Raw genomic sequence first — 14676 nt, 5'->3', positions numbered from 1 at the left:
TATGATTCCAAAAATACATCCGACTTTTAAATTAAATGGTCACTCTTTGAATCATGAAGGTGTCATGATTATTGCTTATAGTTATATCAAAGAAGGTGAAGAATGGGAAAAACAAATAGGTGATTTCCTTCTAAGCTGGTTAGATAACTTTGATGTGGTAACAGTTAGAACGAGTGGTTCTACTGGTGTTCCTAAAGAGTACAAATTGAATAAACAGCACATGATTAATAGTGCTGTAATGACAGGTAAGCGTTTTGATATAGACGCAGAAAAAGACGTCCTTTGTTGTTTACCTTTAAGCTACATAGCTGGTAAAATGATGCTGGTGCGTGCGATGACCTTAGGATGGCAACTTGATTTAGTAAAGCCTAGCACGACGCCATTAGAAAAGGCAACAAAGCGTTATGACTTTACAGCAATGTCTCCATTACAATTGGCTAAATCACTAGATAATATTTATAAAACTAGAAAAGTAATTATAGGTGGTGGCGCTGTTTCTCAAAAACTAGTGAACGACCTTAATGGTAAACATACAAGAGCTTATCATACCTATGGAATGACTGAGACAGCTTCTCATATTGCAGTTAGAGAACTGTATCCAACCTACGAAGAGTTTTATTCTACTGTTGAGAACGTGACTATTGAACAAGATGAAGAAGGTAAACTGATCGTTCATGCCCCAGATTTTGCTTACACTTCCTTAACGACTAATGACCTAGTTGAAATTATCGATCATAATCAATTTAGAGTATTAGGTAGAGTAGATGATGTGATCAACACGGGATCTGTAAAAGTTCATCCGGTTCAAGTAGAAGAAAAATTAGCCCAACATATTACAGAGTCTTTCTTTGTTTCAAGCAAAGCAGATGAAGAATTAGGTCAAAAAGTAATTTTAGTTATTGAAGGAGAAGAAAAAGAGATACAACATGCATTTAAAAAATTAGGGAAATTTGAAGTCCCTAAAGAAATTTACTTTGTGAATCAATTTAACTTAACACATACTGGTAAGATTGATAAACGCACAACCTTAGAAAAAATATTCTCTGAAAATCGTTAGTTATTTAATCTTCCTTGATTATATCAAATAAAGAATCCCATTAAAATCATCGATTTAATGGGATTCTTTATTTTTACAGAATTCGATTCAAAATTAATTACCTAACTTTTTGGCAATTACATCAGTTGCTGTGTCTAGCATTTTATAAACATTTTCAAAGCCTTTTGAACCGCCATAATAAGGATCTGGCACATCTAGATGTTCTCCAGGAAAAGGCTCGTCAAGTATTTTAACAACTTTATTCTTTTCTTCTTCTGTTGTTGCCATTTCCAGCACGTCCCTATAGTTAGATTCATCCATGACATAAAGAAAGTCAAACTTTTGAAAGTCTTCTTTTACTAGTTTGCGACTTTGCTGTTGGGAAATATCTAGACCATTACTTTTTGCAATTTCAATGGATCTTTTATCAGGTGCTTGTCCCTTGTGACTGCCACTTGTTCCAGCGCTATCTATTGTAAATTTGGTAAAATTGAGTTTAGATCTCATCAAGCCTTCGGCCAGTGGAGATCTACAAATATTACCTAAACATATCATTAATATGTTCGTCATTTTACCTCTAGTTGGATAGTTTTTTACGCAAGTCTTCTACGTATTTATTGAATTGTTTATCAGTTGCTGCTAGATTATCTACTGTTTTACAAGCGTGTAAAACGGTCGCATGATCGCGTTTACCTATTTGCGTCCCTATACTTGCAAGAGAAGCCTTTGTGAGCTTTTTAGAAAAGTACATAGCTAGTTGTCTAGCTTGAACGATATGGCGTTTACGTGTTTTAGACTGCAGTGTTTCAACATCCATAGAGAAGTAATCACTTACTACTTGCTGGATTTGATCTATAGAGATTTCTCGTTTTGTATTCTTTACGTAATTTTCTACAATCTTACGAGCTAGTTCTATGGTAATGTCCTTGCGATTGAATGAAGAGTGTGCAATTAATGAAATAATGGCTCCTTCCAGTTCTCTAATGTTTGTTTTAATATTATCAGCAAGGTAATGGATGACATCTTCATCCATTTCTACACCATCGCGATATAATTTGTTTTGAATTATAGAAACACGAGTTTCATAATCCGGATGATTAAGCTCTGCACTTAGACCCCATTTAAATCGAGATAACAAGCGCTGCTCGATGTCTTGCATGTCGACAGGTTTCTTATCACTGGTAAGTATAACTTGCTTACCGTTTTGATGCAAATGATTGAAAATATGAAAGAAAACATCTTGAGTACTTGCTTTACCAGCAAAGAATTGAATGTCATCTACAATTAGAACATCCACAATTTGATAAAAATGAATAAAATCATTTCTATTATTCTTTCGCACAGACTCTATATATTGTTGTGTGAATTTTTCTGCACTAATATATAGTACGGTCTTGTCTGGATAATTTTCTTTAATTCCTACACCTATGGCGTGGGCAAGGTGTGTTTTTCCTAAACCTACACCACCAAATATCAATAAAGGGTTAAAAGACGTGCCACCAGGTTTGTTAGCAACTGCCATTCCTGCACTACGTGCTAACCTGTTAGAGTCTCCTTCTAAAAAAGTTTCAAAATTATAAGAAGGATTAAGTTGCGATTCTATCTTTACATTTCTAATTCCAGGAATTATAAATGGATTTTTAAGTTCTGGGCTTTTGCTTCTTACTGGTGCGTCGACAGATTGTGAATTATTAATAGATCGATTACTACTAGGGATTTTTTCAGTAAACGCTTCCATACCCTTTGTAGGGTTTTCCATTCTGATCGCATAAATTAATTTTGCACCTTCACCTAACTCACGAGTAAGGGCGGCTTTCAATAACTTAATATAATGCTCTTCTAACCATTCGTAAAAAAAACGACTGGGGACTTGAATACTTAGAGCGGTATCCGTTAGCTTTACAGGCTTAATTGGAGCGAACCAGGTTTTGTATGCTTGTAAAGCTATATTATCCTTTATAAAAACTAGGCAATTTTCCCATACCGATGCTGCTGTAGCTGCCATAAATCAGATTAATTTTGAATGTTAAGGTTGGTACTATCAAAAAAGTGGAAATCAGAGTCGGAATACTTCTTTTTAATAGATCACAAATATGTGTATAAAAAAGCTTAAAAAAAATTTATTTTTAGTTTGATTTCTTAAAAAAAAGTTGCAAATGTTTTTCTTTTATTTATAACCAAATATTTGAACCCTAAAATTATGTCTTTTTTTAAAATTAATATTTCGCCTAGATACTCAGAAACAGATCAAATGGGTATAATTCATCATTCTAACTACTTGATATACATGGAGCAAGCGAGATTAGCATGGTTAAGCAGCCTAGGTTTTTCCTATGAAAAAATGGAAAAAGAAGGTATTCTTTTACCGGTTTATAAAATCGATATAGTGTACAAAAAGCCAATTAAATTTGATGACGTAATCTCGGTGAAAGTTCGATTAAAGGCACTACCTACAGCAAGAGTCATTTTTGAGTATGAAATAGTTAACAATTGTGATGTAATATGTGCTACTTGTGACCTCACTTTGGTTTTTACAGATGCTCATACTTTTAGACCGAGAAAACCTATTCCAGAATTTGTAGAAGCATGTCAACGATTATTTTAACTTTGGGTAATTTTATACATCCGCTTTCGCGAAAGCGAGGTGTCAACAAATATTATCAATACTATGTTACAAGAATTATTCAGCGAATTAAAACTTGAATTAAGAGCTGCGATGCATAAGAAAAAGCACCCTTTTAAATATGTGACTTTATCAACGGTTAATGAACAAAATACGCCACGTTCAAGAACTGTGGTGTTGAGGGAAATTTCAGAATCTCTAGAATGTATAATTTTTACAGACTCAAGATCTGTAAAAGTATCTGATGTCAATTCAAATGAAAATGCCTGTATACTTGCTTACCATCCTAAAAAGCTCATGCAATTAAGACTAGATGGAATTCTAGTGCAAATTGATGACCCTGATGAAATAAAAAGATTATTTCAAAAAGTTTCTGAGAAAGCGATTAAAGATTACACGACATTACAAGCACCTGGTAGTGCAATTGAAAACCCTGATGATGTAGATTATGTTGCTAGAAAAGAGAACCACTTCAAGCCTTTTAGATTTATTCCACATGCAGTAGAGTATTTAAGACTTAAACGTCCTAATCATTTACGTGCTATCTTCAAAATCGAAAACGACTGGAAAGGACAATGGATAGTACCTTAAGCAGGTATTTTTGCTGATATGGGATACATTGTGTTTATAAGGTCTGCAACTTCTTTTTGTCTTGACTTTGGTACAGCAATGGTCATAAAACAGGTGGTCGTTAACTCTTGATGCTCTATTCTAAAGTTATGTTCATCTATAAAGCGCATAACCTGACTCATTTGTGGATATTCAAAATGAATTTCTACTCTTGCTGTTATAGTTCTGGTGATAATTTTTGAATTGCTAAGGGCGATTCTAGCCGTTTCTCTATAAGCAGATATCAATCCTCCTACACCTAATTTAGTACCACCAAATATCCTTGAAACTACTACAAGAACATCGCTCAACTCATAAGAATTGATCTGGCCTAAGATTGGGTCTCCAGCGCTATGACTAGGTTCTCCATCGTCATTTGCTCTGTAATTATCCTCACCAGGACCTAGTTTCCAGGCATAACAATGGTGACCAGCCTTAGGGTGGATATTGCGCAAAGGTGCTATCAGATCATTTACTTCTTCGTCAGTTGTTAAAGGAAACGCATATCCATAGAATTTACTACCACGGTCTTTGTAGAGTGTTTCCTCCGTTGGCTTTACTATAGTTTTATAGGAGTCTTTCATGATTGCTACAAAGAAAAATAAACTAGATGATTTTATCTAGTTGTGGTAGCAATACTTTTTAATAAAAGTCTTTAAATGCTTTTTTAGAAAGGCTTTTTTTATCACGCTTTCGCGAAAGCGATTACAACAATAGCTATCATGGCTAGTGCAATGCCTAAATAGTTTTTAGGGATGAGTCGTTCATTAAAGATAAGTACACCGAATACCGTTGTTAAAAGTACCGTTCCTACATGATTTATAGGAAACAAAATACTGCTCTCTATGCCACTTTTAAGTGCTTTAATAATAAAGAATATAGAAAAGTAATTTGGTATTCCTAAAGCAACTCCAGCGATAATTGATGTAGAGTTAAGAAATCGTTTTTTACTAGCTTCATATATTAAAACGCATAAGCCTATGATGAAAGCCGTTGCAAAACAAATAGCGCTGAAAAGAGGTTCATCTCCATTGGGAACATGAGTTTTTTCTGCATATTTTAAGGTGGTATCAATAATACCGCTACCTAAAAATAACAGAACCGGTAAGATCAATAATCCTTTATCTAGTTTTAAACCATTTTTAGATTTAATCGAACTTAAGTAAACAGATGATAGTGCTAGAAATATACCTAGAAATTTAATCCAGCCTATCGATTCATTATACAACCAAAAACCAGTTAGTACAGGTATTACTAATGACATCTTACTCGATACAGCAGCAACAGATAAGCCATTTTTCTGACTAGTAAGTGCCATAATATTGAATATGGTTATGAAAAGAGCTCCTAGAAAAAGCGCATAGTACAACCAGGACGCACCTATTATATTTTCTAAATTAGGAACGCTACCATAAGCTATAAAACCAGTCGCGCAAGCAACGAGGTAATTTACAATGATTGCATGTAGGGTGTTTACTTTAAAAACCTGAAAATATTTAAAGATGACATACAAAAAACTGGAAATAACAATACTTAAAACGAGCCAAATCATGTATGACGATAAATTTTAAGCACATCATTCTCGATGATTTGCCGCGATACGATATGGTAATTGCCACTTAATATAGGTGCTTTTAATCCTTTAAAGAATAATACTTCAGTTCCCGTAAATTGATAAGCTTCATCCCATAAACCAGCATCTATAAATGATTGAATAGTTCTAGTTCCTCCTTCTATGATAACAGATTGTATATTATTTTTATAAAGCTGGTTGACTATTTCTAATGGTTGATGAGAACTCATTTTAAAATGTAGTGTAGGTGCAGTATCATCCATTACACGATAATCTGTTGTGATGCTTTTTCTAGAATCTAGTACTACTCTAGTAGGATTATTGCCAGACCAGTCGCGACAAGTAAGTGACGGATTGTCATCAAGAATGGTTTTAGCGCCTACTAATATTGCGTTTTCTGATGCTCTCAGTTGGTGTGATAATTGTCTCGAGTACTTATTGGTTATCCAGACTGGTTGTTGTTTGTTTTTAGTCGCTGGTGCTATAAACCCATCAGCGGTTTTGGCCCATTTTAATATAATATAGGGACGTTGATCTTTGTGAAAAGTAAAGAAACGTTTGTTAAGTGCGTTACATTCAGTTTTCAAAATACCTACTACAACTTCAATTCCAGCTTCTTTTAATAAGGCAACTCCTTTTCCAGCTACTTTATCATGTGGATCTAGCGTTCCTATGACTACTTTTTTAAAGCCTTTTTGCACAATCATGGATGCACAAGGAGGCGTTTTTCCAGTATGTGAGCATGGTTCTAGGTTGACGTATAGTGTCGCTTTCGCGAAAGCGTCTTCACCATAACCTTTTTTTTCTGCATCCAGCACCGCGTTTACCTCAGCATGTGGTTCTCCAGATTTCCTATGCCATCCTTCACCAAGAATTTCGTCATTTTCAGAAACAATCATACTTCCCACTAGCGGATTAGGATATGTAGTTCCTAAACCATTTTGTGCCAATTGCAAGCAACGTTGCATGTATGTTTTGTAAGTACTCATCTGGACAAAGGTAAGACCTAATTAAAACCAAAATCAAAAATAAATTCAAAAACAAACCTAGATGTCAGACTGAGCTTGTCGAAGTCGATTTGTACCTAGATTTATTTTTTTCATAGTGTAATTTCTAATCTCATATATCTAACTTTGTTATATGAAAATTCGTAAAATACTTCCCAAAGATAATCAAGCCATTAAAGAGATTATTCAAGCTTCCATAGTGGAGCATGGAGCACCTAAAATAGGAACTGCATATAGTGATGCAGCGACGCAAGCCATGTATGAGCAGTATCAAAAACCTCGCAGAACTTACTATGTCCTTGAAATTGATGGAATAGTTTTAGGTGGTGCAGGAATTGCACCATTAGACAATTATAATGGTAACGTAAGCGAACTTCAAAAAATGTACTTTAAACCAGAAGTTAGAGGTAAAGGATACGGTAAGAAATTGATGATGACGTGTCTAAAAAATGCCAAAGAATTAAAATTTGAAAGCGTTTACCTAGAAACCATGGATAATATGTACGATGCACAAGGGCTTTATAAACATGTAGGTTTTCAACTACTCGATGGACCCTTAGGTGATACAGGTCATTTTTCATGTCCTGTGCAAATGCTTTTAAAATTCTGAATTTCCGCACTCGATGCGGAATCTGCTTTAAATTATCTCAATGTCAGTTCGAGCGCAGTCGAGAACAGTTTCACAGGCAATCATTCTTATTCTTTTAACTATTAATTCATAGACCTAGGTATTTTCTTTAGCAAGCATATTGAAATTTTTAGACAGGTGTTCCACAGCCTAGACTTTTTTGGTTCGTTTTTGCGGCAATGGCAAAAAGGAACATAACTGTTATTATTGAATTTATGTTTTTATACCAGATATCATATTTAACTTTACAAAATGACATTAAATCAAGTAAAATCCCTTTACCAACAACAACTCGCACCAATCTATCCAGAAAATGAGATCCACAGCATTCTACAAATTGTTTGTGAAGACTTATTGAACTGGTCACGATCTGATTTCATAATAAAAGATCGAGAAAAGCTGACCCATCTTCAAGAAGAAATTTTACAAAAGTCTCTAAAAGAACTGCGCACTTCAAAACCAATTCAATACATAACCGGAAAAGCCCATTTCTACGGACACGAGTTTACTGTTAATGAACATACGTTGATACCGAGACAAGAAACAGAAGAACTGGTCGATATGATCATCAAGGATCATAAAGCAGCATCTTATTTGAATATTATCGACATAGGAACAGGAACTGGCTGTATTGGATTATCTCTTAAAGCATTAAAGCCTGATTGTATCGTTACACTAATGGATGTTTCTGAAGAAGCGCTCGCCACTGCTCAATCAAATGCAAATCATTTGAAAACTCCTGTAAAAACTATTTTACAAGACGTCTTGACTTTAGATGAATTGCCTGAGAAATATGAGATCATAGTAAGTAATCCACCGTATGTGAGGAACATGGAGAAAGAAGAAATTCATTCTAATGTATTAGAACATGAACCACACCTTGCATTATTTGTAGAAGATCATGATCCACTAATATTTTACTCTAAGATTTTAAAACTAGCTCAAAAAGCGTTAAAACCTGAAGGAACACTATATCTTGAAATCAACCAATATTTGCCAGAAGAAATGAGAAAATTAGCTCAAGGACTAGGTTTTGATTCTGAGATTTTCCAAGATTTGAACGGTAATTATAGAATGATGAAGTGCGTGAGAAATTGAACTTGAACTCGAACTTGAACTTGAACTTGAAATTCCGCACTCGATGCGGAATCTGCTTTAACAATCTCAACTTTTTTAATTCGTTCTCGACTGCGCTTGAACTGACAATATGCTATTCATTTAATAGCAGTATTCCGTATCTTCAATAAGCTCATATTTATAATTCATTTCGTTTAATGATTTCATGTTTAATACGGCTCCTTCATCACTATTAGTTTCAAAATAAAGTGTCTTTTCAACGTTAGGTTCTAAGTTGAAAAAGTTATCTGAAAAATGTCCGTTCACATTGCTATATAGAAATAGATCTTTTGTAAAAACATTAGATTTCAATGTGATTTTGTAACCGTTTTTAGTTTTTGAACTTTTCATTGCTAAGTCTACTTTTAACAAATTCAGCTCTTTAGGCTTTTTAAAAAATGAAATCTTCTCAAGAGAACCATAACTAGTTTTGATATAAACATTTGATCGATTAAAAACCAGATCTTTCAGTTGAAGTGAATGAATGACCTCGCTATAATTTGGTTTTACATAAGCGACACTACTATCAATCATTTCTCGATAAATTACTTTTCCTTTAAAATCAATAATTTCAATTTTAAAATCTGCCACAACGGTTTCTTGGTTGTCGTTTACTATGTGAGTTTTTAAAATATCATTCTCTACCACATTACTAATCAACACATTTTCAAAATCACGTTTCACTTGATAATGCAAGGCTTTCCAGTTACCGAAATAATCGATACTGGACCAGCTTACTGCAGGCCAGCAATCGTTGAGTTGCCAGTATAGCGTTCCCATATTATACGGTCTGGCTCTACGATGTGATTGAATTCCTTTAGACATTCCATAGGCTTGCAGTAGTTGACTTACATAAACATAATCTTCATCGCTAGTAGGAACTGGAAAATCATGTTCCATATATTCTCGTATCAATTCATTTCCACGAGCGTGTTTTTGATGCGAGGCATAATCATCTGACTGGATGTTAATTCTTCCGTCTTCATTAATATACCGTATCGCCTCATAAGATGGATGCGATTGAAAACCAAATTCACTCATAAATCGTGGTACATGTTCTTCAAAATGCTCAAACGGATAGGCATCATGCCACACGCGCCAGTCGTGCGCATCGCCTTCAAACTCATATTTGGGATTGCCACGACCGTATTCTGGCGAGCTTTCCCAGTAGGGTTCTTTGGTGAGTTCGCTCACATATTTAGGCATAGCGATTTGAAAAACAGCACGATAATCTTCCCAGATACTATCGCGCTCTGCTTGCGATCTTCCTTCTTGCCAGCCCCAATTGTGCCACGCCTCACTGGTTTCATTATTACCGCACCACAAGGCAATACTACTATGATTACGCAATCTGGTAATTTGCTGTTTGATTTCGTTGGTTACGCTTTCGCGAAAGCGTGCATCACCAGGATACATCGCACAAGCAAACATAAAGTCTTGCCAAACCAATATTCCTTTTTCATCGCACTTCTCATAAAAAATATCGTTCTCATAAATGCCGCCGCCCCAAACACGTAGCATGTTCATGTTAGCTTCCTTGACATCACTCAGCAATTTTTCATAATGATCATCAGTAACCAGATCCTGCATCGAGTTTTGCGGAATATAATTAGCGCCTTTCATGTAAACAGGCACATTGTTCACTATAAAATAGAAGGTTGTTCCATGTTCATCAGGCTCATTCACTAATTCTATGGTGCGTATTCCTCTTTTCAACTTTTTAGAATCAATAACTTTTTGATCTTTTAAAACTAAAACCTCGATTTCATATAAATAAGGATCGCCTATATTGTGCGGCCACCATAGTTGCACTTGCGGGATTTCAAAATGGATTTCTTGTGTAGCGTCTTTATTGTAAACCGATAAAGAGTCAGTAATCTTAAATGGATATAGGCTGTCATTTACCTTAATTTGATAGGTAACCTTTTCTTCTAGAGGCTGCGATAACTTAATCTGCGCGGTAAGATTTGCTGTAGAATCTTGTACAAAATTTTGTTTGATATAAATATCTTTGATTTTAAAATCGTTGTAAGCCTCAAGATAAACAGGTTTCCATATTCCCATGGTATTGAGCTTCGGACCCCAATCCCAACCGTATTGATATTGTGCTTTACGAGTGTAAACCCTATTTCCTTCTGGTAAGGTATAGGGATTTGCAAGTGCTTTTTGTGCTTCTATTTCTAAAGGTGATTTTATTTTTACTACTAGTTTGTTTTCTTTCTTTAAAATAGACTTTACATCTACTTCCCAATGTAAAAATGCATTATCTGTTTCAAGAATCTCATGACCATTAAGTTCAATGCTAGCATAGGTATCTATTCCTTCAAAATTTAAGGTAGTATATTCTTTGGCAAGTGTTGCTTTATCAACTGTGAAAACCGTTTCGTAAGTCCAATCTAATTCAGTCATCCATTGCAAACTGTCTTCATTGTTACCTATAAATGGATGATTAAGTTGAGGTAAGTAAGCACTGTGAACAGTTAAAGGAATCGTCAAAGTATCAGAAACCATGTGATGATCGTCTTGATAAAGCGACCAGTTGCTTTCTATAAACTGTCGTTCTTTATTAGGACGTTCTTCTTTACAAGAGCTTATGAGAATAGTTAAAATTATAAATAAACTAATCCTCATTTTTTAAATTTTTGAGTAGGGTAGTGATGTTGTTTTTACTAGAAATAATTTCTATGTTTTCTTGAAGAAATTTAGGTGAATTCATTGGGACTTTTTCCATAGTAGTTTGAGTAATGATTTCTGTTGCACTGGCGTGAATTTCTTTGAATTTCGCTTTCGCGAAAGCAGAACAATTACCAGCATTTATGCCACCACCAGGCATGATCGTTAATTCTTCTCCTGCAATTTCTTGATAGCGTTTCAAGTTTTCTAGTCCATCAATAGCTTTAGGTTGCTGTCCAGAAGTAAGGATACGTTGCGCGCCTAAATTCACCAAATCCATCACCGCTTGTTCTGGATTAACCACATGATCAAAAGCTCTGTGAAAGGTAAAAGGTAATGGTCGTGATAGTTCAATCAACTCGCTCGTAAGCTTGATGTCTATTTTAAAATCAGCAGTCAAAACACCAGAAACTATTCCTGCACAACCTAGTTCTTTACACAATTCTATATCACGTTTCATGATATCAAAATCGGCAGCGCTGTAAACAAAATTCCCAGATCGTGGACGAATCAATACCATGACTGGAATGGTCAGTTCTTGCATTACTTTTTTGAGTAGTCCATAACTAGGTGTAATGCCACCAGTGCCTAATTCACTGCATAATTCTATACGATGTGCGCCAGCTTTTTGAGCGTTTATGGCGCTCTGATAATTGGATGCGCAGATTTCTAGTAACATTTTTAATTTTTAATGGTTGAATTTACGATAATCGTTTTTTAAACTTAAACTTAAATCTAAACTGAATTTGAAACTGTAACTGGAATATTAAGCGAAATGTTAGAAACCTCACCCTTTAGGGCTGGGAAAAGGTTTTGTATTTGATACTAATCACCTAATTACAATCTCATCAATAAAAGTCCAGGCTTTATTTCCTGCGCCTTGTTTGCCTTCTGGGATGAAGCCATAGTTTGGGATTATGAATTTTATATTTTTTGACTTATTGCTTTTGTTATATTTTCCAAAATCGTACTTAAAATCTACTAGCGAACTTTGAGCCTCATTTTTAAGTAAAATTTTATCTGCAACTAGAGCTCCGCTTTCAAATCTTGAGTAAAACGAAAATTGTTTCGGCGCATAAATCCACTGCCCAGGCGCATTGTAAAATCTAAGCTCGATTTCTGAGATTAAAATAGGTTCCTCAAATTCGATTTCAATTTCAAGGTCTTCTCCCCAAAATCCCAACCATTCACTGTCCCCATAACGGGAATCACTTCCTTTAATGCCGTTAATCAATCCTGTAGCGCCACTACCAGCATAAGCGCTGTGCGGTGTTTTATCAATCGTTAGGGTTGCGCCTACACCTTTATGGTAGATCAATTCTTGTTTAAACATTTTTCCTAGCGCTTTACCATCTTTGAAAACAGTGGTGTTGATTTCTAGGTTTTGGTTAAATGGAATAGCTCTTTCATATAAGGTAGAAGTAGCATCAGGTATCGTCCCATCTGTTGTGTAGCGTATTTCTTTTCCTAAGGTTACGGTGCTTAATTCGTAGGCAAGACTATCATTTAAAACGCCGCTCACTTCATAAAGATGATTTGCATAGTTGATATCCAGTGCATCTAATCGTTTGTGAAAAGCCTCAAGTCTATTTAAAAAGCCAGAGTAATCTTTGTTTGCTTCGTTAGTCCATGCAACTTCGCTCATGGCTAGCATGCGAGGAAAAGCCATGTATTCCACCTGGTCGCTGGTCTTCATATATTCTGTCCATACATTTCCTTGTGGTCCTAGAATATGTTTGGATTCTTCTTTGGTCAGTTCTTGTGGAATAGGATTGAAATTATATACTTTTTCTAAAGGTAGAAATCCGCCTATGGCAAGTGGTTCGTCATCATTTTCACTTTGATAATAGTCAAAATAAGCATGCGACGTAGGCGTCATAATCACATCGTGTCCAGCTTGTGCGGCCTCGACAGCCCCTTGAGTACCACGCCAGCTCATTACGGTAGCATTAGGCGCCAGTCCACCTTCTAGAATCTCGTCCCAACCTATGATTTGGCGACCTTTTGAGTTGAGGTATCGCTCCATGCGCTGGATAAAATAGGATTGTAATTCATACTCATCTGTTAATCCATTTTCTTTAATGACTTGTTGCGCGACAGCACTGGTTTTCCATTGCGTTTTAGGCGCTTCATCGCCACCTATGTGTATGTATTTGGAAGGGAATAATTCCATTACTTCGTCCAGTACATTTTCTAGGAATGTAAAAGTTTCTTCGCTTGGGCAGTAGATGTCTTCAAAAACGCCCCATTTCATGGCAACTTGGACATTTTCTCCAGTACAACCCAATTCTGGATAGGCGGCGATAGCGGCTTGTGCGTGACCAGGTAGTTCTATTTCTGGAATGACGTTGATGTGTCTCGCTTTCGCGAAAGCGATCACCTCACGAATTTCTTCTTGTGTATAAAAACCACCGTACTTTTTACCGTCATATTGATGTGGTGTGTCGTTGTAATGACCCAATAAAGTGCTGTCACGATAAGCGGCTACTTCTTGTAATCGCGGATATTTCTTAATCTCGATACGCCAGCCTTGATCATCTGTAAGATGCCAGTGAAAGTTGTTCATCTTTAACATCGCCATCGCGTTGATGTATTTCTTGATGAAATCCACATCGTACATATGTCGCGATACATCGAGGTGCATACCACGATATTTAAAACGTGGCTCGTCGTTTATGGTAACCGCAGGAATGTGAATTTCTGAAATGTTTTTCGAATCCAAAAAATCTGTTGGCATTAATTGTATAAGAGATTGAGCGGCATAGAAAGCGCCGGTATCGGTACTGGCTTTAATGAGGATTTGTTGCTCATTAATTTCTATAGTGTAACCTTCTTTTGAAGTAATCGCGCCGTCATATTCAAAAGTGATAATGTTTTCAGTGGTATAATTAGTTTCCCAATTACGACCAGTTCCTTGTTCTAAAAAGGCTTTTAAAAAGTCTACAGAATGTGTGAAATCGTCCCCATTACTGATGATGGTAGCTGCATCAATGCTGAAGTGTCTAGCATCTACTTTTAAAAATTGTGGAGCAGGAATGATAGATGGACTTAATAGTTGAACTCCTTGTTCCTTACAACCGATAATGAATATAAGGCTTAGAAAAAGTATCGCGAGACGTAATTTCATAAAAGAAGTTTATTTGGGTTCAAGATACAAAGTTGATTGTTTAAAACGTTTCTAATTTAAGAGATTTACAAGTTTGCACAGCATCTGTGCAAACTGTATATTTGATTTGTGAAATTGAACTTCTTAAGTGAAGTAATTAGAGAGTTTCTTGAAAACAACGTTAGAAAGCCTAAGGAGTATTTAACGACCTCTGAGAAAATAGCTGCCTTTTCAGAAGAGAATGCTGGATATTTTGGTGTAAAAAAGTTCAATAGAGAAGAAGCAAACGCGAGATAAAAGATAAT

Annotated in this window: 14 protein-coding genes; 6 read left to right on the top strand and 8 right to left on the bottom strand. The window is 35.7% G+C overall.

What is annotated here, in order from left to right; all coding sequences use genetic code 11:
• Position 1: 1 nt before the first annotated feature.
• Positions 2-1057: an AMP-binding protein gene (locus tag ACTF54_RS02570; protein ID WP_438968676.1), complete on the top strand. Its 1056-nt coding sequence runs from the start codon at positions 2-4 to the stop codon at positions 1055-1057.
• Positions 1058-1150: 93 nt separating this feature from the next.
• Here ACTF54_RS02570 and ACTF54_RS02565 read toward each other — a convergent pair whose 3' ends face one another.
• The gene (locus ACTF54_RS02565; RefSeq protein WP_347195505.1) at positions 1151-1606 is read right to left on the bottom strand and encodes a low molecular weight protein-tyrosine-phosphatase; all 456 of its coding nucleotides are present in this window, start codon (positions 1604-1606) and stop codon (positions 1151-1153) included.
• 7 nt (positions 1607-1613) lie between these two features.
• Positions 1614-3041: a chromosomal replication initiator protein DnaA gene (gene dnaA, locus ACTF54_RS02560; RefSeq protein WP_347195504.1), complete on the bottom strand. Its 1428-nt coding sequence runs from the start codon at positions 3039-3041 to the stop codon at positions 1614-1616.
• 195 nt (positions 3042-3236) lie between these two features.
• On the opposite strand from dnaA, the gene ACTF54_RS02555 reads away from it, so the two are divergent.
• Both ACTF54_RS02555 and ACTF54_RS02550 read left to right on the top strand, forming a co-directional pair.
• The gene (locus ACTF54_RS02555) at positions 3237-3641 is read left to right on the top strand and encodes an acyl-CoA thioesterase (RefSeq protein WP_438968675.1); all 405 of its coding nucleotides are present in this window, start codon (positions 3237-3239) and stop codon (positions 3639-3641) included.
• 39 nt (positions 3642-3680) lie between these two features.
• Positions 3681-4250, top strand: a complete 570-nt coding sequence (locus ACTF54_RS02550; RefSeq protein ID WP_438968674.1) for a pyridoxamine 5'-phosphate oxidase family protein — start codon at positions 3681-3683, stop codon at positions 4248-4250.
• Here ACTF54_RS02550 and ACTF54_RS02545 read toward each other — a convergent pair.
• From ACTF54_RS02545 to ribD, 3 genes are all read right to left on the bottom strand, one after another.
• Positions 4247-4852, bottom strand: a complete 606-nt coding sequence (locus ACTF54_RS02545) for an IMPACT family protein (protein WP_347202423.1) — start codon at positions 4850-4852, stop codon at positions 4247-4249. The genes ACTF54_RS02550 and ACTF54_RS02545 overlap by 4 nt on opposite strands.
• Positions 4853-4953: 101 nt before the next feature.
• Entirely contained in the window at positions 4954-5820 is an 867-nt protein-coding gene (locus tag ACTF54_RS02540; RefSeq protein WP_347195500.1) for an EamA/RhaT family transporter, read from the bottom strand.
• Positions 5817-6830, bottom strand: a complete 1014-nt coding sequence (gene ribD, locus ACTF54_RS02535; protein WP_438968673.1) for a bifunctional diaminohydroxyphosphoribosylaminopyrimidine deaminase/5-amino-6-(5-phosphoribosylamino)uracil reductase RibD — start codon at positions 6828-6830, stop codon at positions 5817-5819. Before ribD ends, ACTF54_RS02540 begins: the two co-directional genes overlap by 4 nt.
• A 151-nt stretch (positions 6831-6981) precedes the next feature.
• Between ribD and ACTF54_RS02530 the strand changes: the two genes are divergently transcribed.
• Both ACTF54_RS02530 and prmC read left to right on the top strand, forming a co-directional pair.
• Complete coding sequence (locus ACTF54_RS02530) at positions 6982-7458, top strand: GNAT family N-acetyltransferase (protein ID WP_438968672.1); 477 nt, start codon at positions 6982-6984, stop codon at positions 7456-7458.
• Between the two features lie 270 nt (positions 7459-7728).
• Positions 7729-8574, top strand: coding sequence for a peptide chain release factor N(5)-glutamine methyltransferase (prmC, locus tag ACTF54_RS02525; protein ID WP_347195497.1), 846 nt, complete (start codon positions 7729-7731; stop codon positions 8572-8574).
• A 120-nt stretch (positions 8575-8694) separates the two neighbouring features.
• Here the strand turns inward: prmC and ACTF54_RS02520 are convergent, their stop codons facing one another.
• The 3 genes from ACTF54_RS02520 to ACTF54_RS02510 form a co-directional block, all read right to left on the bottom strand.
• A complete protein-coding gene (locus ACTF54_RS02520; protein ID WP_438968671.1) occupies positions 8695-11223 on the bottom strand; it encodes a glycosyl hydrolase 2 galactose-binding domain-containing protein in 2529 nt (842 codons plus the stop codon).
• Positions 11213-11944, bottom strand: coding sequence for a copper homeostasis protein CutC (locus ACTF54_RS02515; RefSeq protein WP_347195495.1), 732 nt, complete (start codon positions 11942-11944; stop codon positions 11213-11215). The genes ACTF54_RS02520 and ACTF54_RS02515 overlap by 11 nt, the downstream gene beginning before the upstream one ends.
• A gap of 150 nt (positions 11945-12094) precedes the next feature.
• Positions 12095-14392: a beta-N-acetylhexosaminidase gene (locus tag ACTF54_RS02510; RefSeq protein WP_438968670.1), complete on the bottom strand. Its 2298-nt coding sequence runs from the start codon at positions 14390-14392 to the stop codon at positions 12095-12097.
• 108 nt (positions 14393-14500) lie between these two features.
• Here ACTF54_RS02510 and ACTF54_RS02505 point away from each other — a divergent pair, with 108 nt between their 5' ends.
• The gene (locus tag ACTF54_RS02505; protein ID WP_347195493.1) at positions 14501-14668 is read left to right on the top strand and encodes a hypothetical protein; all 168 of its coding nucleotides are present in this window, start codon (positions 14501-14503) and stop codon (positions 14666-14668) included.
• Positions 14669-14676 lie beyond the last annotated feature (8 nt).

The organism is Nonlabens sp. (genome assembly GCF_965657255.1).
Taxonomy (GTDB): Bacteria; Bacteroidota; Bacteroidia; order Flavobacteriales; family Flavobacteriaceae; genus Nonlabens.
The sequence above is the reverse complement of the archived record's forward strand: the minus strand, read 5'-3'. Positions and strand labels throughout refer to the sequence as shown.